Annotated in this window: 22 protein-coding genes and 1 tRNA gene; 14 read left to right on the top strand and 9 right to left on the bottom strand. The window is 71.0% G+C overall.

Going from position 1 to position 21,011, the window contains the following annotated elements; all coding sequences use genetic code 11:
* Positions 1 to 7: 7 nt before the first annotated feature.
* The gene (locus EDD27_RS32615) at positions 8 to 364 is read right to left on the bottom strand and encodes a DUF742 domain-containing protein (protein WP_127935801.1); all 357 of its coding nucleotides are present in this window, start codon (positions 362 to 364) and stop codon (positions 8 to 10) included.
* Positions 357 to 2,240 carry a sensor histidine kinase gene (locus EDD27_RS32610; RefSeq protein ID WP_241564373.1) on the bottom strand — a complete coding sequence of 628 codons (1,884 nt, stop codon included), beginning with the start codon at positions 2,238 to 2,240 and terminating at the stop codon, positions 357 to 359. Before EDD27_RS32610 ends, EDD27_RS32615 begins: the two co-directional genes overlap by 8 nt.
* A 170-nt stretch (positions 2,241 to 2,410) precedes the next feature.
* Here EDD27_RS32610 and EDD27_RS32605 point away from each other — a divergent pair, with 170 nt between their 5' ends.
* Positions 2,411 to 3,970: an ABC transporter substrate-binding protein gene (locus tag EDD27_RS32605; protein WP_127935800.1), complete on the top strand. Its 1,560-nt coding sequence runs from the start codon at positions 2,411 to 2,413 to the stop codon at positions 3,968 to 3,970.
* Here EDD27_RS32605 and EDD27_RS54695 read toward each other — a convergent pair.
* Positions 3,946 to 4,110: a hypothetical protein gene (locus tag EDD27_RS54695; RefSeq protein ID WP_164903886.1), complete on the bottom strand. Its 165-nt coding sequence runs from the start codon at positions 4,108 to 4,110 to the stop codon at positions 3,946 to 3,948. The two genes, EDD27_RS32605 and EDD27_RS54695, sit on opposite strands and share 25 nt — an antisense overlap.
* A 17-nt stretch (positions 4,111 to 4,127) precedes the next feature.
* Between EDD27_RS54695 and EDD27_RS32600 the strand changes: the two genes are divergently transcribed.
* A complete protein-coding gene (locus tag EDD27_RS32600; RefSeq protein ID WP_127935799.1) occupies positions 4,128 to 4,754 on the top strand; it encodes a hypothetical protein in 627 nt (208 codons plus the stop codon).
* Here EDD27_RS32600 and EDD27_RS32595 read toward each other — a convergent pair.
* Positions 4,723 to 5,832: an MFS transporter gene (locus EDD27_RS32595; protein ID WP_206641764.1), complete on the bottom strand. Its 1,110-nt coding sequence runs from the start codon at positions 5,830 to 5,832 to the stop codon at positions 4,723 to 4,725. The two genes, EDD27_RS32600 and EDD27_RS32595, sit on opposite strands and share 32 nt — an antisense overlap.
* A 74-nt stretch (positions 5,833 to 5,906) precedes the next feature.
* Here EDD27_RS32595 and EDD27_RS32590 point away from each other — a divergent pair, with 74 nt between their 5' ends.
* The 6 genes from EDD27_RS32590 (at position 5,907) to EDD27_RS32565 (ending at position 12,253) form a co-directional block, all read left to right on the top strand.
* Positions 5,907 to 8,453, top strand: a complete 2,547-nt coding sequence (locus EDD27_RS32590) for an ATP-binding protein (RefSeq protein WP_164903885.1) — start codon at positions 5,907 to 5,909, stop codon at positions 8,451 to 8,453.
* A gap of 7 nt (positions 8,454 to 8,460) precedes the next feature.
* The gene (locus EDD27_RS32585) at positions 8,461 to 9,432 is read left to right on the top strand and encodes an inositol-3-phosphate synthase (RefSeq protein WP_127935796.1); all 972 of its coding nucleotides are present in this window, start codon (positions 8,461 to 8,463) and stop codon (positions 9,430 to 9,432) included.
* 96 nt (positions 9,433 to 9,528) lie between these two features.
* A complete protein-coding gene (locus EDD27_RS32580; protein WP_164903884.1) occupies positions 9,529 to 10,233 on the top strand; it encodes an AfsR/SARP family transcriptional regulator in 705 nt (234 codons plus the stop codon).
* A gap of 140 nt (positions 10,234 to 10,373) precedes the next feature.
* On the top strand, positions 10,374 to 11,105 hold the full coding sequence (locus tag EDD27_RS32575) for a zinc ribbon domain-containing protein (RefSeq protein ID WP_241564869.1): 732 nt from the start codon (positions 10,374 to 10,376) through the stop codon (positions 11,103 to 11,105).
* Between the two features lie 32 nt (positions 11,106 to 11,137).
* Positions 11,138 to 11,938 (top strand): exodeoxyribonuclease III, encoded by an 801-nt coding sequence (locus EDD27_RS32570; protein WP_127935793.1) that lies wholly within the window; start codon positions 11,138 to 11,140, stop codon positions 11,936 to 11,938.
* 84 nt (positions 11,939 to 12,022) lie between these two features.
* The gene (locus tag EDD27_RS32565) at positions 12,023 to 12,253 is read left to right on the top strand and encodes a hypothetical protein (protein ID WP_127935792.1); all 231 of its coding nucleotides are present in this window, start codon (positions 12,023 to 12,025) and stop codon (positions 12,251 to 12,253) included.
* 36 nt (positions 12,254 to 12,289) lie between these two features.
* Here EDD27_RS32565 and EDD27_RS32560 read toward each other — a convergent pair whose 3' ends face one another.
* Together EDD27_RS32560 and EDD27_RS32555 are read right to left on the bottom strand one after the other, a co-directional pair.
* On the bottom strand, positions 12,290 to 13,243 hold the full coding sequence (locus EDD27_RS32560) for a cobalamin biosynthesis protein (protein ID WP_127935791.1): 954 nt from the start codon (positions 13,241 to 13,243) through the stop codon (positions 12,290 to 12,292).
* Complete coding sequence (locus EDD27_RS32555; protein ID WP_127935790.1) at positions 13,227 to 14,009, bottom strand: phosphotransferase; 783 nt, start codon at positions 14,007 to 14,009, stop codon at positions 13,227 to 13,229. Before EDD27_RS32555 ends, EDD27_RS32560 begins: the two co-directional genes overlap by 17 nt.
* Positions 14,010 to 14,204: 195 nt before the next feature.
* Here EDD27_RS32555 and EDD27_RS32550 point away from each other — a divergent pair.
* From EDD27_RS32550 to EDD27_RS32540, 3 genes are all read left to right on the top strand, one after another.
* Positions 14,205 to 14,278 (top strand) — tRNA-Arg (locus EDD27_RS32550).
* A 400-nt stretch (positions 14,279 to 14,678) separates the two neighbouring features.
* Entirely contained in the window at positions 14,679 to 15,305 is a 627-nt protein-coding gene (locus tag EDD27_RS32545) for a hypothetical protein (protein WP_127935789.1), read from the top strand.
* A 482-nt stretch (positions 15,306 to 15,787) separates the two neighbouring features.
* Positions 15,788 to 16,063: a hypothetical protein gene (locus tag EDD27_RS32540; protein WP_127935788.1), complete on the top strand. Its 276-nt coding sequence runs from the start codon at positions 15,788 to 15,790 to the stop codon at positions 16,061 to 16,063.
* Positions 16,064 to 16,085: 22 nt separating this feature from the next.
* Here the strand turns inward: EDD27_RS32540 and EDD27_RS32535 are convergent, their stop codons facing one another.
* The 3 genes from EDD27_RS32535 to EDD27_RS32525 form a co-directional block, all read right to left on the bottom strand.
* Positions 16,086 to 16,490, bottom strand: coding sequence for a Tn3 family transposase (locus EDD27_RS32535; RefSeq protein WP_127935787.1), 405 nt, complete (start codon positions 16,488 to 16,490; stop codon positions 16,086 to 16,088).
* A 265-nt stretch (positions 16,491 to 16,755) separates the two neighbouring features.
* Positions 16,756 to 17,700, bottom strand: a complete 945-nt coding sequence (locus EDD27_RS32530; RefSeq protein WP_127935786.1) for a TIGR03086 family metal-binding protein — start codon at positions 17,698 to 17,700, stop codon at positions 16,756 to 16,758.
* Between the two features lie 205 nt (positions 17,701 to 17,905).
* Positions 17,906 to 18,874, bottom strand: a complete 969-nt coding sequence (locus EDD27_RS32525; RefSeq protein ID WP_164903883.1) for an RNA polymerase subunit sigma-70 — start codon at positions 18,872 to 18,874, stop codon at positions 17,906 to 17,908.
* Positions 18,875 to 18,975: 101 nt separating this feature from the next.
* On the opposite strand from EDD27_RS32525, the gene EDD27_RS32520 reads away from it, so the two are divergent.
* The 3 genes from EDD27_RS32520 to EDD27_RS32510 all read left to right on the top strand — a co-directional run bounded on the left by EDD27_RS32520 (position 18,976) and on the right by EDD27_RS32510 (position 20,967).
* Complete coding sequence (locus EDD27_RS32520) at positions 18,976 to 19,305, top strand: hypothetical protein (RefSeq protein WP_127935784.1); 330 nt, start codon at positions 18,976 to 18,978, stop codon at positions 19,303 to 19,305.
* A gap of 91 nt (positions 19,306 to 19,396) precedes the next feature.
* Entirely contained in the window at positions 19,397 to 19,759 is a 363-nt protein-coding gene (locus EDD27_RS32515) for a YciI family protein (protein WP_127935783.1), read from the top strand.
* Positions 19,756 to 20,967 carry an RNA polymerase sigma factor gene (locus tag EDD27_RS32510; RefSeq protein WP_127935782.1) on the top strand — a complete coding sequence of 404 codons (1,212 nt, stop codon included), beginning with the start codon at positions 19,756 to 19,758 and terminating at the stop codon, positions 20,965 to 20,967. Before EDD27_RS32515 ends, EDD27_RS32510 begins: the two co-directional genes overlap by 4 nt.
* The last annotated feature ends 44 nt before the right edge of the window (positions 20,968 to 21,011 follow it).

Raw genomic sequence — 21,011 nt, 5'->3', positions numbered from 1 at the left:
GGTCGCATCACAACGCCTTCAGTCCGCTGATCACCTCGAGCAGCACCTTCGCGTCCGGCGCGGGAGGCGGGTGCTCGACCTGCACGAGCTGGCGCGCGTGCAGGTCGCCCACCAGCACGCGGACCACGCCGACGGGCAGGTTGAGCTCGGCGGCCACGTCCACCAGCCTGGTGGGCTTGGTGCACTTCTGCAAGATGATGAGATGCTCGGGGCCGAGACCGGCGGGCGGCGTCAGGCCGCCGGCCGTGATGATCACCGCGATGAGGTCGATGGCCTCGCTCGCGGGCACGGTACGGCCCCTGGTCAGCAGGTAGGCGGGGACGATCGGACCGGCGTCCTCGTCCAGCCAGCGCTCGTCACTCACTTCGCACCACCCGCATGGGGCGTACGGGCTCCTGCCGCACGGGCTCTTCCGGCTCAGCCACGTGCTCTTCCGGGATCAACACGATGGCGGTGGTCCCTCCATATGGTGAACCGCGCAATGTCACGCGGATGTCGTGCCTGGCGGCCAGGCGGGAGACGACGAAAAGGCCGAGCCGGTCGCTGTCGGCCAGGTCGAACTCCGGTGGGCTGGCCAGCCGCTCGTTGAGTTCGGCCAGCTCCTCTACGCTCATCCCGAGCCCGCGGTCCTCGACCTCGAAGACGAAGCCGCGGGCCGCCGTCTCGCCGCGCACGATGACCGAGGTGTGCGCGGGGGAGTAGACGGTGGCGTTCTCGATGAGCTCGGCGATCAGGTGGATCACGTCTCCGACGACCGGCCCGGCCAGGCGGTTGGCCGGCATCGGCTCGACGGTGACCCGCTGGTAGTCCTCCACCTCGGCGGCCGCGCCGCGAGCCACGTCCAGCAGCGGCACCGGCCGGCTCCAGCCTCGGCCCGGGGTGGCGCCGGACAGGATGATCAGGCCCTCGGCGTGGCGGCGCATGCGGGTGGTGAGGTGGTCGAGCTTGAACAGGTCCTCGAGGGCGTCCGGGTCGGTGGCCCGGTGCTGCATGTCCTCCAGCTGGATGCGCTGGCGGTGCAGCAGCGTCTGGCTGCGCCTGGCCAGGTTGCGGAACACATGGCCGACGCCCTCGCTGAGCTGCGCCTGGCCGACCGCGGCCTCCACGGCGGTCTGCTGGACGGTGGAGAAGGCCTGGCCCACGTCGTCGATCTCGGCCGTCGTGCTCGCCACCGACAGCTCCGGCAGGTCGACCTTCTCGCCCTTGCGCAGCTTGGCGACCACGTGCGGCAGCCGTTCCTGGGCCACCTCCAGCGCGGCCAGCCGGAGCGAGCCCAGCTCCCGCGACAGCCGGTTCCCCATCCGCAGCGAGAACGCGATCGACAACACGATCAGCGCCAAGCACGTGCCGGCCAGCAAGAACGCCCTGTTGATCACCTCGTCGGCCACCGGCTCGGCCCGCGCGTTCAGCACCTGGCTGGCCAGCATCTGCGCCTCGCTGAACGACTTGGCCAGCCCCTCCGTCGCGCCGAGCCAGTCCTTGGGCGTGCGGCCGGCGATGATCTGCTCTTCCATCATCCGCATCCGCTGGTAGGCGGGGGAGGCGAGCAGGGCGGCGTTCGCGTCGCGCAGGGCCGGATCGAGCTCGGCGAGCGACTGGTCGATGAGGAAACGCCGGTTGCCGGCGATCTCGGTGAACAGCCTGCGCTCCGCGCCCGTGACCGGCCCCAGCGCGATGGCCTGCTCCCTGGTCAGCAGCTCCTTGGCGTAGCTCAGGTCGATGAGCACGCGGGACTGCTCGTAGATCGGGATGTCGTCGATGAGCGCGACCCGCCGGTGCAGGCCGAAGAGCGTGTCGATGATCCCGTTGTAGGCCTCCACGGTGCGCAGACGGTCGGACAGGCCCGTGTCGATCTCTCCTCTGATCGCGTCGAGCCTGTCGAGTTGCGTGTACACCGCGTCCACCTGTGTGCGGATCTCTTCCGATCGGTCTTTGGATGTGCTGGAGAGTTGCCTGAACGTGTCTCTGGCGGTGTCGGTGCGGGTGCGCTGCGCCGTGACGGCCGACGTGCCGCCCGTTCGCCGCAGGAACTGGGCTGAGACGAGACGCTCACGCTGGATCTCGGTGGTCAGTTTGTACGCGGGAAGGCGCAGATTCGTCCAGAGTGTCTTATATTCGCGCAGCTCCAAACCCTCGGTAGCGGTGACGGCGGTGATGACCCCCCACAACACCACCATGGAGGTCAGCGGCACCAGCAGTAGGCCGATGATCTTCATGCGGATCGTTCGGCTACGACGCATGGCACCTCACTCCGGTCGGTCCCCTGCTGGCAACCCCGGACGGGACAGGGTGAGGATAGCAATCCGATCACCAGAATGCCCAATTTTTCGGGACTTTTGGACACACACCCCCGGCCTCCACGATCTTGGAGTAGGTTTCCCGGGATACATCGCTGACAGAGGGAGATGCGTTGCGCCGTCGTCTCGCAGCGGCCGCCGCGCTGGCGCTCCTCGCTGCCTGCTCGCCACCCCCCGAACCAGCGCGGGTCCCGGCCGGCGAGGCGCCGTTCATCCACGTGCAGAACCTCGACGTGATCACGGAGTGGGACCCCAGCCGGTCCTACTCCAACGAGATCATCGCCTTCCAGAATCTCTACGAGACGCTCACGCTCTGGAACCCGGTCACCAAGAAGGCCATCCCCCGCCTTGCCACGTCGTGGCGCGCCTCCGCCGACGGCCGCACCTGGACGTTCAACCTGCGTCCCGGCGTGACCTTCCACACCGGCCGGCCGCTGGACGCGGCCGCGGTCAAGGCGTCGATCGAGCGCACCATGGCCTCCAGGACCGGCGCGTTCTACATCTGGGACGCCGTCTCCTCCATCCGGGTCGAGGACCCGGCGACGGTGACGTTCGCGCTGAAGTATCCCGTGCCCCTCGACCTGGTGGCCTCCGCCGGGTACGCGGCCTACATCTACGACACCAAGGCGGCGCCCGACCTCACGAGGTGGTTCAACGAGGGCAGGGACGCGGGCTCCGGGCCGTACACGGTGGCCAAGTGGCAGAAGGGCAAGGAAGAGGAGCTCACGCTCAAGGCGTACGACAAATACTGGGGCGGCTGGGACAGTCCGCACTACAACACGGTGCAGTACCGGGTCGTGCCGGACGCCGACCGGGCGTGGCGCATGTTGCTGCGCGGTGAGGTGAGTTTCGTCGAGCGGCTCAACCCGCGGCTGTTCGCCAGGGCGAAGGTCACGCCCGGCGTGCGCACGTCGGAGCGGCCGTCGTTCCAGACGGCGATGCTGTTGTTCAACACCGCGAGCGGCCCCATGAAAGACGTGCGGGTACGCCGCGCCGTGCAGAAGGCCATCGACTACCAGGGCCTCATCAAGAACCTGAAGGGCGCCGGCTCACCGGCCAGCGGCATCATCCCCGAGGGCCTGATGGGCCACGTCCCCGGTCGCGTGCCCCGGCAGGACCTGGCCGCCACGCAGCGGCTGCTGCGCCGGGCGGGCTACGGCCCGGCAGGCCGGCCGCTGCGGCTGCGCCTGACGTACGGGGAGGGCGACACCGACTGGCGCCTGCTCGCCACGCGGCTGGAGGCCACGCTGAAGCCGCTCAACGTCAGGGTCGAGACCTCGGCGATGCCCTGGACCGCCCAGTGGGAGCAGGGCAGGAAAAAGGGCCAGGACATCTTCGTCATGTACTGGTGGCCCGACTACGCCGACGGCTACTCCTACTTCGGCAACGTCTTCCACAGCGCGGAGCCGCCCGTCTTCAACCTGACCTACCTCAAGGACGCGGACCTGGACGCGCTGCTCGACACGGTGCCCGAGCTGACCGTGACCGACAAGCAGGCGGCGCAGCGGGCGTACGAGCAGGCCACCAAGCGGGTGCTGGACCAGCGGGCGGCCGCCGCGCTGCCGTGGGTGGTCAACTACCAGCGCGCCTACCAGGGGAGCATCCAGGGCTACGTGGACAACCCGGCCTACTCCGACGTCGTGTTCGTCTACGAGCTACGCCCGTCCGGCTGAGGTTGGACCCGCTCGCGCAGGCGTGTCTTGATCTCCTCGGGTGTGTAGGCGCGGCGACGGCGTTCGGCCCGCGCGATCACCACTCCCGTGGCCGCCACACCCATGATTCCGGCCAGACCGAGCATCTTCCACCACCGCATGTGCCTAGGCTAGCGGTGTGTTGACTCTCGACGAGGCCGTCAAGGTGACGAGGACCGGCGACCTGTGGGTCTTCCGCGGGCGCTCGGTGCCCGACCGCGCGATCCAGACCATGACCAACAGCCCGGTCAACCACGTCGGCATGGCCATCGTGATCGAGGACCTGCCGCCCATGATGTGGCACGCCGAGCTCGGAAGGTCGCTGCCCGACCTGTGGGCCGGCACCCACCATCGCGGGGTGCAGCTGCACGACCTGCGTGACGCGGTCACGGTGTGGGCCAACAAATACAGTCAGCGGGCCTGGCTGCGCCAGCTGGAGCCGGAGGCCACGCCGGAGATGGAGGACGCGGCCCTGCGTACCGTCGCCCGTCTCGACGGCACCCCGTTCCCCTCCACCGCCCGCCTGGCCGCCCGCTGGTTCAAAGGCCGCATCCCGCGCCGGACCCGCAAGGAGGTGGCGCTGGAGAGCGCCTACTGCGCCGAGGTCGTCGCGGTGACCTACGAGGAGATGGGGCTGCTGCCGACCGGCCGCCGCCCCAACTGGTACGACCCCGGCAGGTTCTGGAGCGGCGACGACCTCGGCCTGCTCACCGGGCGCCGGCTCGGCAACGAGATCACCGTGGGAGTGGAACGCGCACCGGCCTGACCGCGGTCAGCGGCAGCGTGACCGCCATCAGCACGGCCACCAGCGCGAAGCCGAGCGGGTATCCGGTGTGGCCGAGCACCAGCCCGAACCCCATCGCCCCCGCGCCCATCCCCGCGTCGTAGGCCAGGTTCCACAGGGCGCTGACGCGGGAGGGGTCGCCGCGCTCGAACATCACCGCCAGCGTCGCGTTCTGCAGCACCCCGAACCCGGCGCCGAACACCGCCATCCCGGCCACCACCGCGACCGGGCCGTCGACCTGGGTCTGCAGCGCGATCCCCGCGACGGCGGCGAGCAGTCCCGGCATCAGCAGGCGGGCCGAGCCGTGCCGGTCGCCGAACCTGCCGGCCAGCCAGCGGGCCACCGGCGTCGCCAGGGACTGGGTGAGCAGCGCGGCCGAGGCCAGCTCGGGCGAGCCCGCCAGCGGCAGGAACGTCACCATGACGCCCGTCGCGGTGGTCACCGCCGCGAAGACCAGCGCGGGCCCGGCCAGCCCGCGTGCCTGCCCCGAGTGCCGGACGGTGACGCGTGCGGGCCTGGTGGCCGGCAGCCCGCGCACGGTCACGAGACCGGCCAAGGACACCAGCCCGGCCGCGACCAGGACGGGCGTGAAGCCGAGCGCGTCGCCGGCCCACAGGCCGAGGGGCAGGCCGACGATCGACGGGATGCCGACCGCCACGCCGTACACGCCGAGGCCCTCGCCGCGCCGCTCCGCGGGCACGAGTTCCGCGGTGAGCGCCGTGCCCGCGACCACGATGATGCCGAGGCCCGCCCCGCGCACCAGCGAGACGGCCAGGACCAGCGGCAGTGCCGCCGACAGCGGCAGCAGCAGGGCTGGGCCGCCGAGCAGCGCGAGGCCCAGGCCCATCACGGCGCGGTAGCCGTACCTGGCCAGCAGCCACGGGACGGCCAGCTCGGCCAGGACCGTGGCCAGCATCATGGCGGCCGTGGTCATCCCCGCGCCGAGCTCGCCGGCGCCGCCCGTCGCGGCGTACAGGGGAACGGTGGCGAACAGCAGGTAGAAGCCGAGCAGACCGGCTATTGAGGCGGCCATCATCAGGTTCATCGAGCGGGTCATCATGCCCACGACGGTGCCTGAGCCGGTGCTACGACACATCGGGCAAGATGCTTAGCCGCCTCTTCATAATGAGTGATGTGTTCGTCGGACGTCAGGCGGAGCTGCGGCGGCTCGCCGCGGCGCAGGCCGCCACACCGGCCGCCGTGCTGGTCGTCGGTGAGGCGGGCATCGGCAAGTCGCGCCTGGTCCGCGAGTTCGCCGACGGGATCGACGCGCTCGTCGCCGAGGGCGGGGCCGATCCGGGCGGGACGGCGTACGCGCCGTTCGTGCCCGTGCTGCGGCGGCTGGTCAGGGAGCACGGGGCCGGCCTCGTGCCGGGCGGCGGGCGCGTCGGGCTGGCGCGCCTGCTGCCCGAGCTGGGAGAGGTGACCGAGCTGCCGGGACTCGGGCGGGCGCGCTTGTTCGAGGAGGTGCTCCTGCTGGTCGAGCGGGCCGCCGAGCGGCGTCCTGTGGTGCTCCTGCTGGAGGACCTGCACTGGGCCGACCAGGCCAGCCGTGACCTGCTCGTCTTCCTTCTGCGCAACCTGATGCGTCCGGGCGTGCTGGTGATCGCGACCTCCCGTGAGCCGCTGCGGCTGCCGGTCGCGGAGGTGATCAGGGTGCCGCCGCTCGGGCGTGAAGAGGTGGCCCGCATGCTCGGCTGCGACGGCGGGGAGCGGGGTGTCGCCGCAGGGCGGGCTGTGTGGAGCGGCGCGGAGCTGGATGCGATCGTGGCGCGGAGCGAGGGCAACCCGCTGTTCGTCGAGGCGCTGGCCGACGTCGGCGCCGCGGCCGCCACCCCGGCCTCGCTGCGGGAGCTGCTGCTCGCCGGCGCCGACCGGCTCGGCCCGGCCAGTCTCGACGTGCTCCGGATCGCCGCCGTGGCCGGGCGCAGGACCCCGCACGAGGTGCTGGCGGCTGTCGCCGGGCTGGACGACCTGGCGCTAGACGACGCGTTGCGGCCGATCGTCCACGCGCGCCTGCTGCTCGTGGACGGGGACGGTTACACCTTCAGACACGCACTGATCCGCGACGCCGTCTACGACGACCTGCTGCCGGGGGAGCGGAGACGCCTGCACGCCCGCTGCGCCGGGGCGTGGCCGGAGCTGGCCGCCGACCACTGGTACCTGGCAGGGGACCGGCGGCGCGCCTTCGACGCCGCCTGGCGGGCCGGCCGCTGGGAACGCGTGCTCGAGCTGTGGGACGACGCGTACGGCCAGGGGCGGGATCACGCGTGGGTGCTGGAGCAGGCGGCGCGGGACGCCTTGTGCGAGGGCGACGCCGAGCGGGCCGAGGAGCTGGCAACCCGGGCGCTGGAGGAGGTGGACGACCCGCTGCGGGCCGCGCACCTGCTGGAGCTGCGCGTCGCCGTTCGCGACCTGCTCGGTGAGGAGGGCCTCGACGACCTGCGCGAGGCCGTGCGCCTGGCGCCGGGCGAGGCCAGGCTGATCGGCTCCCTCGCCACCGTCCTCGCCTGGAACGGGCAGGACGTCGAGGCCCGCGCCCACGCCGAGAAGGCGCTCGCGCTCGGCGACACCCGGGCGATGGTCACGCTGGCCGCGCTCACCGCGCTCGACGGCGACCTCGGCACGGCGTCGAGCCTGTACGCCGAGTTCCGGTCCACCGCACCCGACGACGACAGCCTGCTCATGTCCTACGCCAGTGAGGCCGACGTGCTGGAGGCCGCGGGCGAGCACACCAGGGCAGAGTCCGTGGCCCACGAGGGCATGTCCAGGGCCAGACGGCTGGGCATGGCCCGCACCAGGGGCGCCCACCTGGCCGCGAACCTCGCCGAGCCGCTCGTCTCGCTCGGCCGCTGGCAGGAGGCCCGCGAGGTCATCCGGGCGGCGCTCGCCCTGGACCCGGCGCCGATCCACCGGGCCTGGATCCTCATGGTGCTCGGGACGGTCGCCGTCTGGGAAGGGGCATGGGCCGAGGCCGACGAGGTCGTCCGCCTGGCCAGGCCGTTGATGCGCGGGCGGTCGCGGGGCTACGACTCCTGTCTGGAGCCCGACCTGCTGGAGTGCCGGCTCGCGGTGGCCCGGTCGGACCTGCGGCGGGCCGGGCAGGTGGTCGACCATGTGCTGGCCGAGCACGATCTCCGGCAGAGCCGTCGTTACGCCTGGCCGTTGCTGGCCCTCGCGGCCCGCGTCGGCCGCGTGCGGGAGGCGCCCGTGGGCATCGCCACGACAGGGCCGGTGCAGGAGGCGTACCGCGCCACGTTCGAGGCCGAGCGGGGCGGGTCGTGGGCGGCGGCCGTGGCGTGCTGGCGGGCGGTCGGGCAGCCGCACGCGTTGGGGCAGGCCCTTGTCAGGGCGGCCGAGCAGGATCGGGCGGGCGCACGCGACCTGCTGCGCGAGGCGGCGGCGATCGCCGCGAGCCTGGCCGCCGAGCCGCTGCGGCGGGAGGTCGAGGCGGCGGCGGCCACGCTCCGGGTCGGTATCTCCGGCGACCTCCACCTGTCGGCCAGGGAGCTGGAGGTGCTCGCCCTGGTCGCCGAGGGGCTGAGCAACCGCCAGATCGCCGAGCGGCTGTTCATCTCGGCCAGGACCTCGGGCGTGCACGTCTCGAACATCCTCGCCAAGCTGGGCGCGACCTCCCGCGTTGAGGCTGCCGCGCTGGCCCGCCGTGCGGGGCTGATCTAATCCGGTCATGACTACCGTGAACGTGGCCGTGATCGGCGTGGGCAACTGCGTGTCGTCGCTGGTGCAGGGCGTCGAGCACTACCGGGATGGGGAAGCGCCCGGACTGCGGCACCCGGTGTGCGCCGGCTACGCCGTCTCCCAGGTGCGCTTCACCGCCGCCTTCGACGTCAACGCCGCCAAGCTGGGACGTGACCTGTCGGAGGCCATCTGGACGGCACCCAACAACGCCCGCGCCTTCGCCGCGGTGCCCCATCTCGGGGTGCCCGTCGTGGACGGGATCCTGGCCGACGGCGTCGGCCCCGGCTCGGCCGATCTCGTGGACCCGCGCGGCGGCGCGGCTCCGGAGGACGTCGCCGCGCACCTGGCAGCTACGGGCACGCACGTCGTGCTCAATTTCCTGCCGTCCGGCGCGCAACGGGCTACCGAGCTGTACGCGCAGGCCGCTCTGGACGCCGGCTGCGGGTTCGTCAACTGCATGCCCGCGGTGCTCGCCCGCTCCCCGGAGTGGCGGCGCCGGTTCGCCGAAGCCCGGCTGCCGCTGCTCGGCGACGACCTGAAGAGCTCGTTCGGCGCCACACTGCTGCACCGGGCACTGGTGGACGCGCTGACCGAGAGCGGCGTGCACCTCGACGGCGGCTACCAATTGCTCGGCGGCGGCAACATGGACTTCGTCAACCTGCAGGACGCCGAGCGGATGGCGAGCAAGAAGACCACCAAGGTCGCGGGCGCGGGCGCGTCCGCGCACGTCGGCGCGCAGTACGTGCCGTTCATGGAGGACCGCAAGGTCGCCTACATCCGGCTGAACGGCGAAGGATTCGGCGGCTCCCCGCTGGAGGTGGAGCTGCGGATGGTCGTCGAGGACTCGCCCAGCGCCGCGGGCAACGCCCTGGACGCGGTCCGCCACGCCAAGGCGGCCATGGACCAGGGCGTCGGCGGGCTGCTGGAGGAGGTGTCCGCCGCGCTGATGAAGGCGGTTTGACGCATTATGCTCGGGCGGGATGGAGATCCGCGTGCTCGGGCCGGTCGAGGTCTGCGTCGGCGGCGCCGAGATCCCGATCGAGGGGGCCCAGCAGCAATGCGTGCTCGGGCTGCTCGCGGCGCATCACGGGTGTACGTGCCGGTGGACCGGCTCATCGAGGCGCTGTGGGAGGACGACCCGCCCAAGACCGCCAAGACGATCATCCAGCTCAAGGTGTCGCAGCTCCGCAAGACACTGGGCGGGCGCATCGCCGGCACGGCCGCCGGCTACTCGCTCGCCGCGCCCGCCGACGAGGTGGACGTCGGGCGTTTCCGCCACCTGGCCGCCCAGGGGCGGGCGGCGGGCCGGCTCGAGGACGCCACCGAGGACTGGGCGCGGGCGCTGGGCCTGTGGCGCGGGGAGCCGCTCCAAGGGGTCGGCAGCGACTGGGTCGAGCGGCGCGTCCGCGGCCCGCTGCTGCGTGAGCGGTGGGACCTGGTCGAGGAGCACGCCGCCGCCCTGATCGAGCTGGGCCGCCACCGTGAGGTGCCCGCCCTGCTGCAGGAGCTGAGAGACGAGGAGCCGCTCAGGGAGACCCCGCACGCGCTCGCCATGACCGCCCTCTGGCACGACGGCCGCCCGGCCGAGGCGCTGGAGCTGTACCACGCTGTGCAGCGGATACTGGCGAGCGAGCTCGGCGTCCACCCCGGGCCGCGCCTGCGTGACCTGCACCAGCGCATCGTCGAGGGTCACCGGCCGGTGGCGCCGGTGGTGCCGCGCCAGTCGAGCATGAGCGGGTGTGCGCCCGGATCCGAAATCTGAACAAGGCGCTGGCCTGGTCGGCGGCCCGGTGGGCGGTAGATCAGGCCCTCGCGCTCGGCGCCACGGTGATCTACCTGGAGGATCTGGCCACTCTGGAGGCGCGTGGGGTCCGATCTGGCAACGCCGCGTTGTCGGGGCAGATGCGCGGCGCGGTAGTCGAGGCGATCCGGCATCTGGCCGCCAGGGACGGCATCGCGGTGGTTACTGTGCCTGCTCGAGGCACCTCGCGCTACTGCCCGCGCTGCGGCGAAGGGGGCAGCGTGCTGCGGCATGTTCCGGCGCCGGATCGGCTGGGCGAGTGCGGCTGGAAGTGGGCCTACTGCCCGGCGTGTGGGTTGTCGTGCGACCGGGATCACGCGGCGGCCGAGCGGATCGCCGCCCGCGGCCTGCTCGCCCAGCTGCACACCTGCACCGACCCGGTCACTGGCGTCCGCTCCATCCACAAGATCGTGGAGGGCAACGTGGCCCGGGCTCTCCGTAGGAAAAGGCCCACCCGGGCGGCGCGGCGGGCCCGGCGCACCCGCACCGATGCGCACCCGCGCCCGCAGGCCCGGTCCCGTAACAAGGACCGACCGACCCCCAGACGACGGCAGGCCAGCCGCCCTGCCACGACTTCTCGCAAAACGTCCAGCCGTGTGCCAGACCGGCGCACAGTGCCCGCCCCCGTTCCCGGCTCGCACGGGACGGGACAGCGTCCGGCGGGCCAGGCACCCCAGGCGCCCCGCTCACCGGCGGGACGTACAGGGCCTGTACGCGATCCTCACCACCGGACTGGCTTCCACCGCGTCGCAGCCACCCCCGTACTTTCCCTCGGAGCGTACGCAGATGGCCCGCCACGCGCCACGCCCGCCCTGATTGCCAGAAATCCATAGGCAAACACAGAGAATCGTAGACGCTAAGAAGCATGCGCCTGGCTACCTGGAACGTGAACTCCGTCAAGGCACGCCTGCCCCGGCTGCTCGACTGGCTGGCCGCGACCAAGCCCGACATCGTCTGCCTGCAGGAGACCAAGTGCCCGGCCGAGGCGTTCCCCGTCGCTGAGGTGGGCGCGCTCGGATACGCCGCCGCGGCACACGGCGACGGGCGGTGGAACGGCGTCGCGCTGCTCTCCAAGGTCGGCCTGGACGAGGTGACGCTGAGCTTCCCCGGCGAGCCGGGCTTCGCCGAGATGGACGGCGTGGGCGCGGCCCGCCCCGAGGCCCGCGCGATCGGCGCGACCTGCGCCGGCATGCGGGTGTGGTCGCTGTACGCGCCGAACGGCCGTACCGTCGACTCTCCCCACTACCTCTACAAGCTCGACTGGTTCGCCGCGCTGCGGGAGGCGCTCGCCGCGGAGATGGACATGCCGTTGGTGGCGTGCGGCGACTTCAACGTGGCGCCCACGGACGCCGACGTGTGGGATCCCGCGCTGTTCGTCGGCGCCACCCACGTGACCCCCGCCGAGCGCGCGGCCCTGGCCGCGCTGCGCGCGCTCGGCCTGCACGACGTGGTGCCGACGCCGATGAAGGGGCCGCATCCGTTCACGTACTGGGACTACCGGGCCGGGATGTTCCACCAGAACAAGGGGATGCGGATCGACCTCGTGTACGCCAGTGCGGAGGTGGCGGGACGGGTGCGGTCGGCGTACGTCGATCGTGAGGCCCGCAAGGGAAGGGGACCGTCCGATCATGCGCCGATCGTCGTCGACTTCGACCCGATAATCTAATTACAAGTCGCGGTCGTCCGAGTATCCTGTGTTCTCAAATGTTTCGGGGGCATTAAACCTCTTCAAGGCCACAGGGGGCTCTCCGTGGGACCTGACGGTCGTGTCTTCTTATTCATCCTCCTCGGCCTGGCCGTATTCTCCCTGGGCCGCCGCTTCCAGAACATGATCCTCATGCGTCAGGTGTGGAAGCAGAGCGCCAAGCAGGTCACGGCCAGGAAGGAGGTCGCGAACAACGCCGCCAAGGCGATGGTCGGAATAACGCTGATCTCGATATTCGTGATCTGGCTCGTGCTCAACCTGAACCAGGTCATGTGAAAACAGCGTTTGACTGATGACCATCACTCTGACCGATTACCGGATTCTCTGTCGGCGGCCCGCCGCCGCTCGGTTGATCAGGAACGAAGCGGCCACGGCGGCGCCGGCCGCGGCCAGGCTCACCACCCGCGTCAGACGTACGGCGCGGCGAATGTCCCCGACGCCCGGCTTGGGGCCGTCACCCATGGTGGGACGGTGCTCGGTCCGCCCCTCGTAGACATTGGCGCCGCCCAGGGTGACGCCGAGCGCGCCGGCGAACGCGGCCTCGCACCGGCCGGCGTTCGGGCTGGGATGCCGGTGCCCGTCCCGCCGCAGCACGGCGAGGGCCTGCCGCCGATCCGGCCCGGCCAGGACCGTGAGCAGCCCCGTCACCCGCGCCGGGACATAGTTCGCCACGTCGTCCAGCCGAGCCGCCGCCCACCCGAACCGCTGGTAACGCGGTGACCGGTGCCCGATCATCGCGTCCAAGGTGTTGATCGCCCGGTACGCCAGCAACCCCGGCACCCCCGCCACCGCACCCCAGAACAACGGCGCCACGACGGCGTCGGAGGTGTTCTCGGCCAGCGACTCCACCGTGGCCCGCGCCAGCTCCGCCGCCTCCAGCGCGGATGGGTCCCGCCCGCACAGATGCGGCAGCCTGCGCCTGGCCCGCTCCAGGTCGTCGCGTTCGAGCGCGTCGGCCATGAAGACGCCTTCGCGGGCGAGCGTGGTGCCTCCGAGGACGGCCCAGGTGGCGAGGGCCGTCGCGACCGTACGCGTCCCGCGTCCGGGCATGCGCTGGACGGCGAGCCCGAGCCCGGCCGCACCCGCCACGCAGATGGCCACATGCAACACGCCATGCGCCTTCGTGTCCCCGTACAGGGATTGCTCCAGCCCCGCCGCCGCCCGCCCGAACACCGCGACCGGGTGGGCGGCACTACGCGGATCTCCTACCAGCCGATCGAGCGCCACGCCGAGAGCGAGGCCGAGGGGGTCATACCAAATGGGCATGAAGCTCATCTTCGTGCACATCCAGCCAGGCCGCCGCCCGCCGGATGCGCTCACCCGCGCCCCCCGCCCACATCTTCGCCCAGTTGCCACCGGCCGCCGCGCGCCCTCGCATGACCGTGTAGGAACGTTGGAAGCGCAGCCTCGCCAGCTCGAGCAGCCGCCGCCGATCGCGTGGCGGGACGCCGTACGCGTCGCAGAAGAGCCGCAGGCGGGCGCCCACGTCGAGATTGCGCAGCAGCGGCGGCCGGTCGACCGGATCGGCGATGGGCGCCCAGTGCCTCAGCGTGGTCACGACGTCGAAAAGCCGAGTAGTGGGCCGAGCCAGATCAAAGTCGATCATCGCGTAGGGCCGCCCCGCCCGAAAGATCACGTTATCCGGCGTTAAGTCACAATGCCCAAGGACGTCCGGCGCCCTGTCATCATTCGACCCGCCTTCCCACCCGTCCAAGGTCAGCGGAAACCCGGCGGTCGCATCGTGATAGTCCCGCAACAACCGCGCTAAGCCCTCGAGCGCCTCATCCGTCACACTTTCCAGCCGTACCCCGCTGACCCCCGGCAGATAGGTCAGCACCTCGCGCCCGAGCCCATCAACCCCCAGCACCCGCGGCGCGCCCGCGAACCCCATGACCTCAAGATGCCTGAGCAGGGCATGCACGGCGGGCGTGGACGCACTGACCGGTCTCCGCACGGTGTCCCCGACCCGCACCACCCCGTCAGTCACATCCCCGCCCTCCAGGGGAATCTCATGCAGGAGCGTCGCGACCATGCCACGACAGCTTAGACCTTCCCACCCCACCACCGCCCCGAGATTTCCACCCGCCGCCATGGCGACGAGGCCCGCTGGACGGGGGGATCGGGGCCTGGCGAGCGCTGCTCGCGGGCGGCGTCACGGAGGCCGGAGGGCTGACACAGGGAAAACGAGTGCGTGACAAGTCGCCGGATCATGCACAATAAGGCGGGAGCGCCCTTAGCTCAGCTGGATAGAGCACCGGACTTCTAATCCGACGGTCGCAGGTTCGAATCCTGCAGGGCGCGCTTGCCTGGCCAGAGAAAACCCGGGCCTGACCTGCGGTAACGCCTGCCCGCCGACGCTCGGCGTGTGCCACGGTGTGCCAGTCGCGGCCCGCGAGTGCCGCCGCTCGCGGAATATGCGCGGAATGATCTCGCCGTCCGTGGCCGCCTCTTGCGCGGGTGGGGCCAAGTGACGGCGGCGGCCGGCGCCGCTTGTCAGGAAGAGGCGTCGACCGGCACAACCGGCGGTGGGGTCGCGCCTTCCTCCAGATCGTTTCCACGGGGACATGTGCAGGTTCCTCGTTCACTGCTGCGCTCGCCTTCGCATGGCGCCCTGGCGGTGGCCGCGTGGGCGATATACGAGACGTTGATGCCCCGCGCTCTGGGTGGTGGCCGAGCTCCGGCGTACGCGCGGCGCTGCTGGGTGGCTGAGACGTTGGGCGTGAGCGAGAAGACCTTGGACGGCGCGCGCCGCGGAGGGCACGGGCGGGCCCTGGCCGGCCCGATCCAGCCCGTTGGGGCCAAACGCGCGGTGCGGCATGCGGCTTTGCGGCTGCCCCGTGAGACCGGCGAGCCGTACGTGGCGGTGCCGGCCTGGACGCTGGATCTGCTGTCAAATCTCAGCATGTCCGATCGGGGTATCTCCCCGGCCGCGTGGCGGTTGTACGCGCTGGTGCTGGCCAGTCATGGTGGGGCTGTCCAGCAGCCGCTGGAGACCTCCGTCGGCCACCTGGGCGGGCTGCTGGGCGCCTCGGCTGATACCGGTCGGCGCAGGCTCCGGGAACTGGAACGCGCGGGCATGGCCGAGGTCACCCAGCGCTGCGGCGGCCGTCTCCTCGTGCGGCCGGTGCTAGACCCGGAGGAGGCCGTCACGGTTGCTGTCACATACGCCACGCGAGGCCGTCAGCACACCACCAGCCCCTCGCAGCCCAGAGCATTCACCCCTGGCAAGGCCGAGCAGTCACCCCTCGCAAAGCGGGCACTCCACATAAGGCACATGATCATAAGACATCACAGCTGGGCGCATCTCGACCTCCCGCCGCCCGGCTGATCTCCTGCTTCGCCTGGTTGAGACGCCCCTCGACGTCGACGATGTAGGTACGCAAAACCTCGATGCGGTCGTCAACTGGGTCGTCCGGCCGCCAGGCGCGGCCAGAGACAGTGACGGTCATGTTTCCGACCGCGCTGCCTTCACCGGCCACACCGAGCTGGACACTCTGCCCGGAGGGTTTCCGGGAAGCGGTCGACCTGGGCGCGAACCCACGTTGCCGAGCGGCTGAGAAGCAGACGCGTGCCGTCGGGCGCGACTATGAGCGCAGCGACGAACGCGATGATGACGCCGACCCACTTATTGACCTGGGTCAGTACGGCAGCCTCGGTCAAGAGGCTCGCATTGTTCATAAAAGTTCACGCTACTGGCCACGAAAGCCCCACCAGTCCGCCATCTAGGCCTCCCAGTACTAGTGGAACGACGAGTCGGGGTTAGCGTCACACGATTTGACACACTGTCTCTGACCAGGCCAGTCTTGCGCCGTGGCGGACTCAGAGGGTGTGGCGTTCCTGCGGTCTGACGTTGCCCGGTTCTGCAGCGACATCGCCGATCTGGCGCCTGCGGTACGGCTGGCGCGGCTGGCGGAACTCAGGGCGATGCTCGATGACGTCACCTCACAGGCGATGGCCGCGGCGATGGCGGACGCCCGCGGTGAGGGGTGGGGGCTGCGCCGGATCGGCAAGCACGCCGGGGTCTCCCATGAGCAGGTCCGCCGGATGCTCGTGCCGGCCGAGGCGCAGCCCACCACGCCGAGGTGAAGCGGGTGCGGCCCAGAAGGGGTTACTGGCCTGGCGGGGGCGTGCGCAGCGGGCGCAAGGCGCCGTCCCGGATGATCTCCGGCAGAGCGAAGCTGTAGCGGCCCAGGAAATTGAAATGCTCAAATCCCAGCGGGGACAACCGAGCGATGTCGGCGGCTATCTTCTTTCCTGCGGCGCGGATTTCGTCCAGCGCGCGAGCCGTGTAGACGGTATTCCAGAGGATGCAGACGTTGGTGATGAACCCCAGGACGAGGCGTTGGAAGCCGCCCGCCGCCTCACCCAGGCGATGGTCACCCAGCGCGGCTGGGTGGACGACGCCGAGATCGAGGCATTCCTCGCGGCTGGCTACACCCGCCGCCACGTGCTCGACATCGTCCTCGGCGTCGGCATGAGGACGCTGTCGAACTACTCCAACCACATCGGCCACCCCGCTGGACCCGGCCTGGCAGGGCCAGGAATGGACCCGCGCGTAGGCCCGTTCGCGGGAGTGTCCGTTCAGACTAGATGAAACCCATGCCGGGCTGGTTGGCCTGTGTCGCCCGCTGTCGGGTTGCGTATCGGCCGGGTAAGCGGGGAGTGGGGCCGGCGTAGCCGTCTGCTCAGCTCTCGCTGTTGCCCTTGCCGGGGCTTTGAGGACTCTGAGGTACTTCCCGCCGGGGCTGCCCGCCGGGGGGCGGGCAGCTGTCGCGGATTCACAGCTGGGCGTGCCGTCCCACGTGGGCCAGCAGCCGGACCAGCAGCGGAGAGGCGGGCAACACGGGGATCGCGTCGGCGAAATGTCCGGCGCGGCGCTGGGTGTCGTTGACGCCGGTTTCGGCGTACCGCCACACCGCCTGCACGATGTCATCGTCGGCGGGGTAGGGCAGGTGGGCGCCGGTGGCGATGTCCCAGCCGTGGATCAGCGATTCGTGCAGGCTGATCGAGGCCGACACGGCGCCGGGCACGGTGGCGCCCATGAAGGCGTACTGGCGTTCCAGCGTGCCGGGCGCGGTGAAGGCCGCCACCGACCGGTCGGCGATCGCGGCGAAGGCGGCTACCGGGTCGGTGCCGAGGTGGTCGGTGTCGGCTTGGCGCTGGGCGTCGAGCTCGGCCGGTTCTACCTGGTCGTCTTCGGCGATGCGGGCGAGCAGCAGCAGGGCGCCGGCCAGGTGGTTGGCGGTCTGGCGGACGGTCCATTTCTCGCACGTGCTGGCCGCCGCCCAGTCCTGTGCGCTGATCTGGCCCAGCACCTGGGTGACGTGGGCGTGGCTGCGTTCCAGCAGGGCCGTGATGCCCGGCTGCTGGGCGGTGGTCATCGCGCGGCGCAGGTCTTCGGCGTCGTAGATCAGCTCGCCGGAGACGATCTTTCCGTCGCGGACGTGGAGCAGTTCGGTGGCGGTCAGGGTGGCGGGGAGCGGGTCCATCTCCCAGTCGATGACCGAGCAGACCAGGTCGCCGTCGGTGAACTGGTGCCGTATCCGGAAGTCGCGTACCGCGGCGCCTGCCTGGCGGGCCATGGCGCGGTAGCCGGCGCTGTTGGTGAAGCTGGCGACGGGTCCGGTGAAGATGAAGTCGTCAGCGAACGGAACCTGACTCATGTCGCCGGCTCGATATTGCCAGGCGTGGTAGTAGGGCTCGACGACGGTGCGAGGATCCATGGGGCTTCTTCCTTGTGGGGGGTCGCGGCGCGACCGTTCGCCCTGACAGATCCCGGCTGCCGCCCGAAGTCATCGCAAGGACACAAGGAATGAATGCCAGCCGAGGTGAGCCCGCGGGTGGCGGTGCGAGGGAGCTCGTCGGGCTGAGGTGGCCAAGTACCTGTTCGACCCGGCCCACGATCTGGCGTGGACCGATCGTGCGGTCTTATCCCGCTCCTGCCTCCTGCCGCAGGTCGAACCAGCGGAACAGCTCGGGATCGGGGAACCCGATGATCTCCGCCACGCCCTGCGGGGTCGGGGACAGCACCATGATTCCGTAGCCGCGGCAGGTGTTGGTGCTGTCGGGCAGGTAGGCGGCCAGCGCGGGCTGGCCGTTCGCCGCGGTCTCGACCAGCTTGATGAGGTCCAGCCGTCCGCCGGCCGGCCGTGTGGCGAAGAACTGCGTCACCGCCGTCCGGCCGATGATCTCCACCTGTTCCGGCGGCATCCGCAGGATGACGTCCTCGCGCAGCAGGGCGGCCAGGGCGTCGAGGTCGCGCCGCTGCCAGGACTGTACGAACCGCTGTAGCAACTCCTGTTCGTAGTAGACCAGCGGACGTTGCGGCCTGGCAGTGTGGGCGCGAAGGGCCGCCCGGCCGCGCTGCAACGAGCTGTTGACGGCCGGCACGCTGAGGTCGAGCAGGGCGGCGACCTCGGCGGCGCTCCAGGACAGCACCTCGCGCAGGATGACCACGGCCCGCTGGGTGGGCGGCAGCAGCTGCAGCGCGGCGATGAAGGCCAGCGCCACCTCCTCGCGCCGCTCGACGACCAGGGCGGGGTCGAGCTCGTCGAGCAGCGCGTCGGGGTAGGGCTGCAGGTGCGCGATCTCGGCATGGACGGCGGGCAGCCGCTCGCGCCGCTCGACGGCCCTCAGGCAGGCCATGGTCGCGATCTTGTGCAGCCAGTGATGCAACGGCGCCCGGCCTTCGTAGCCGCCCAGCCCTCGCCAGGCCCGCAGCAGCGCCTCCTGCACCGCGTCCTCGGCCTGGTCGATCGAGCCCAGCATGCGATAACAGTGCAGGTGAACAGCTCGCCGATGCGGGGCGAGCAGGGCGTCGAAGGCGGCGCGATCGCCGCCCTGTGCGGCGGCCAGCAAGCGGGCCTGCTCGGCATCGGTGTCTTCGATCGTGCTCACGACAGCGAGCCTAGCGACCGGGTACGACACGAATCGATGAGGTCGATGAGTTCTTTCTCCGCCGCGGATCTGACAGGACGTCGCCACCTGAGGAGGATGAGATGTCGCCTGAAGAGCTGTTCTGGGACCTGGCCGAGCCGATGCTCACCGAACCCGCGATCACCCGCTCGACCATGATGGGACTGCCCTGCCTGCGCTATGACGGCCGTTTCTTCGCCTCCCTCGACCGCCGGAGCCAGGCGCTGATCGTCAAGCTGCCGCGCCGGCGCGTCGCCCAGCTCGTCGAGGACGGCATCGGCCGCCCCTTCGCCCCGGCCGGCAAGGTCTTCCGCGAGTGGGTCGCCCTGCCTGATCCCGGCGAGCAACTCTGGCGCGACCTCCTCGCGGAAGCCCGCGCCAACGCCTGCGTCCCGGCCGGGCGAGGAGACTAAATTTTCCAGCGCAGGTGTCGATCCGGGCGAGGCCTGTTCGTAGTCAGGTGACCGGGCGGGAAGGATCCGCCCCTGCGAGAGGAGCACCGCCATGCCGCACTACATGCTGTCCGTTCACAGCGTCGAGGGTCAGGCCCGCGAGCCGATGACCGAGGAGGAGATGCGGCGTTCCCACCAGCTGCTAAGCACCGTCGAGGAGGAGATGAAGGAGTCCGGGATGTGGGTCTTCTCCGGCCGCCTGCACGAGGCCGACACCGCCACCGTCGTACGCACCGCCGGCAGGCAGACGGTGACCACCGACGGCCCCTTCACCGAGTCCAAGGACCATCTCGGCGGCTTCTACGTCATCCGGGCCGACGATCTGGACGCCGCGCTTGCCCTGGCCGCCAAGGTCACTGCGGCCATCGACACGCCGATCGAGGTGCGCCCGTTCGCCGCCACGTCCGAAGAATGATCGAGGAAAGCCGGGACGCGATCGGCCGGATTTTCCGCCAGGAGTACGGCCGGTCGCTGGCCATGCTGATCGGCCTGTTCGGCGACATCGACGTCGCCGAGGACGCGGTGCAGGAGGCGTACGCGCTGGCGCTGGACAAGTGGCCGACCGACGGGCTGCCGCCCAATCCGGGCGGCTGGATCACCACCACCGCCCGCAACCGCGCCATCGACCGGTTGCGCCGCCGGACCCGCGAACGGTACCTGCTGGGCGAGGCCGCGCTCCTGGCCGGCGACGGCCCGCCCCAGGAAGGAGGGGACATGTCCGACGACCGGCTCAAACTGATCTTCACCTGCTGTCACCCCGCCCTGGCGGCCGAGACTCAGGTCGCGCTCACCCTGCGGCTGCTCGGCGGCCTGTCCACCGAGCAGGTCGCCCGCTCCTTCCTGGTGGCAGAACCGGCCATGGCGCAACGCCTGGTCCGCGCCAAACGCAAGATCAAAGCCGCCCGCATCCCGTACCGGACCCCCGCCGTTCACGAACTGCCCGACCGCCTGCCCCCGGTGCTGGCCGTCATCTATCTCATCTACACCACCGGCCATTCCGGCCCCGAAGAGCCAGGTCTGTGCGGCGAGGCGATCCGGCTGGCCCGCCTGCTGGCCGCGCTCATGCCCGACGAGCCCGAGGTGTCCGGCCTGCTGGCCTTGCTGCTGCTCATCGAGTCCCGCCGGGCCGCACGGACCCGGCCCGACGGCAGCCTGGCCGTGCTCGGTGAACAGGACCGCGACCGCTGGGACCGTGGCCTGATCGAGGAGGGGCATGCGATCGTGCGCCGCTGCCTGGCTCGCGACCGTCCCGGCCCCTACCAGCTACAAGCCGCCATCAACGCGGTCCACGCCGACGCCGCGGCCGCCGCCGACACCGACTGGAGCCAGATCGTCGCCCTCTACGACCACCTGTACGCCCTGACCCCCACCCCGGTCGTCGCGCTCAACCGCGCCATCGCGATCGGCGAGGCGCACGGCCCCGCCACCGCCCTGGCCCTCATCGACCGGCTGGAAGCGGAGCTGGGCCAGTACTACCCCTTCCACGCCGCCCGAGCCGACCTGCTACGGCGCCTGAACCGCTACAGCGAAGCAGCCGCCGCCTACCAGCGCGCCGCCGCCCTGGCACCCCCTGGCGCCGAGCGAGACTTCCTCCACCACGGCGGCCGCACACCGCGACCGTGAACCGTCGTCATCCGATGTGAGCTGGGGCACGCGGTTGAGATCAC

This window comes from Nonomuraea polychroma (assembly GCF_004011505.1).
Taxonomy (GTDB): Bacteria; Actinomycetota; Actinomycetes; order Streptosporangiales; family Streptosporangiaceae; genus Nonomuraea; species Nonomuraea polychroma.
The sequence above is the reverse complement of the archived record's forward strand: the minus strand, read 5'-3'. Positions and strand labels throughout refer to the sequence as shown.

Excerpts from the sequence above, each read along its gene's own strand:
- EDD27_RS32555 (WP_127935790.1), bottom strand. The coding sequence starts at position 14,009 with ATGGTCGCGACGCTCCTGCATGAGATTCCCCTGGAGGGCGGGGATGTG.
- EDD27_RS32580 (WP_164903884.1), top strand. The coding sequence starts at position 9,529 with ATGCGTGCTCGGGCTGCTCGCGGCGCATCACGGGTGTACGTGCCGGTG.
- EDD27_RS32575 (WP_241564869.1), top strand. The coding sequence starts at position 10,374 with ATGCGCGGCGCGGTAGTCGAGGCGATCCGGCATCTGGCCGCCAGGGAC.
- EDD27_RS32570 (WP_127935793.1), top strand. The coding sequence starts at position 11,138 with ATGCGCCTGGCTACCTGGAACGTGAACTCCGTCAAGGCACGCCTGCCC.
- EDD27_RS54695 (WP_164903886.1), bottom strand. The coding sequence starts at position 4,110 with ATGCGGTGGTGGAAGATGCTCGGTCTGGCCGGAATCATGGGTGTGGCG.
- EDD27_RS32595 (WP_206641764.1), bottom strand. The coding sequence starts at position 5,832 with ATGATGACCCGCTCGATGAACCTGATGATGGCCGCCTCAATAGCCGGT.
- EDD27_RS32560 (WP_127935791.1), bottom strand. The coding sequence starts at position 13,243 with ATGCCCATTTGGTATGACCCCCTCGGCCTCGCTCTCGGCGTGGCGCTC.
- EDD27_RS32585 (WP_127935796.1), top strand. The coding sequence starts at position 8,461 with ATGACTACCGTGAACGTGGCCGTGATCGGCGTGGGCAACTGCGTGTCG.
- EDD27_RS32510 (WP_127935782.1), top strand. The coding sequence starts at position 19,756 with ATGATCGAGGAAAGCCGGGACGCGATCGGCCGGATTTTCCGCCAGGAG.
- EDD27_RS32520 (WP_127935784.1), top strand. The coding sequence starts at position 18,976 with ATGTCGCCTGAAGAGCTGTTCTGGGACCTGGCCGAGCCGATGCTCACC.
- EDD27_RS32610 (WP_241564373.1), bottom strand. The coding sequence starts at position 2,240 with ATGCGTCGTAGCCGAACGATCCGCATGAAGATCATCGGCCTACTGCTG.
- EDD27_RS32515 (WP_127935783.1), top strand. The coding sequence starts at position 19,397 with ATGCCGCACTACATGCTGTCCGTTCACAGCGTCGAGGGTCAGGCCCGC.
- EDD27_RS32530 (WP_127935786.1), bottom strand. The coding sequence starts at position 17,700 with ATGGATCCTCGCACCGTCGTCGAGCCCTACTACCACGCCTGGCAATAT.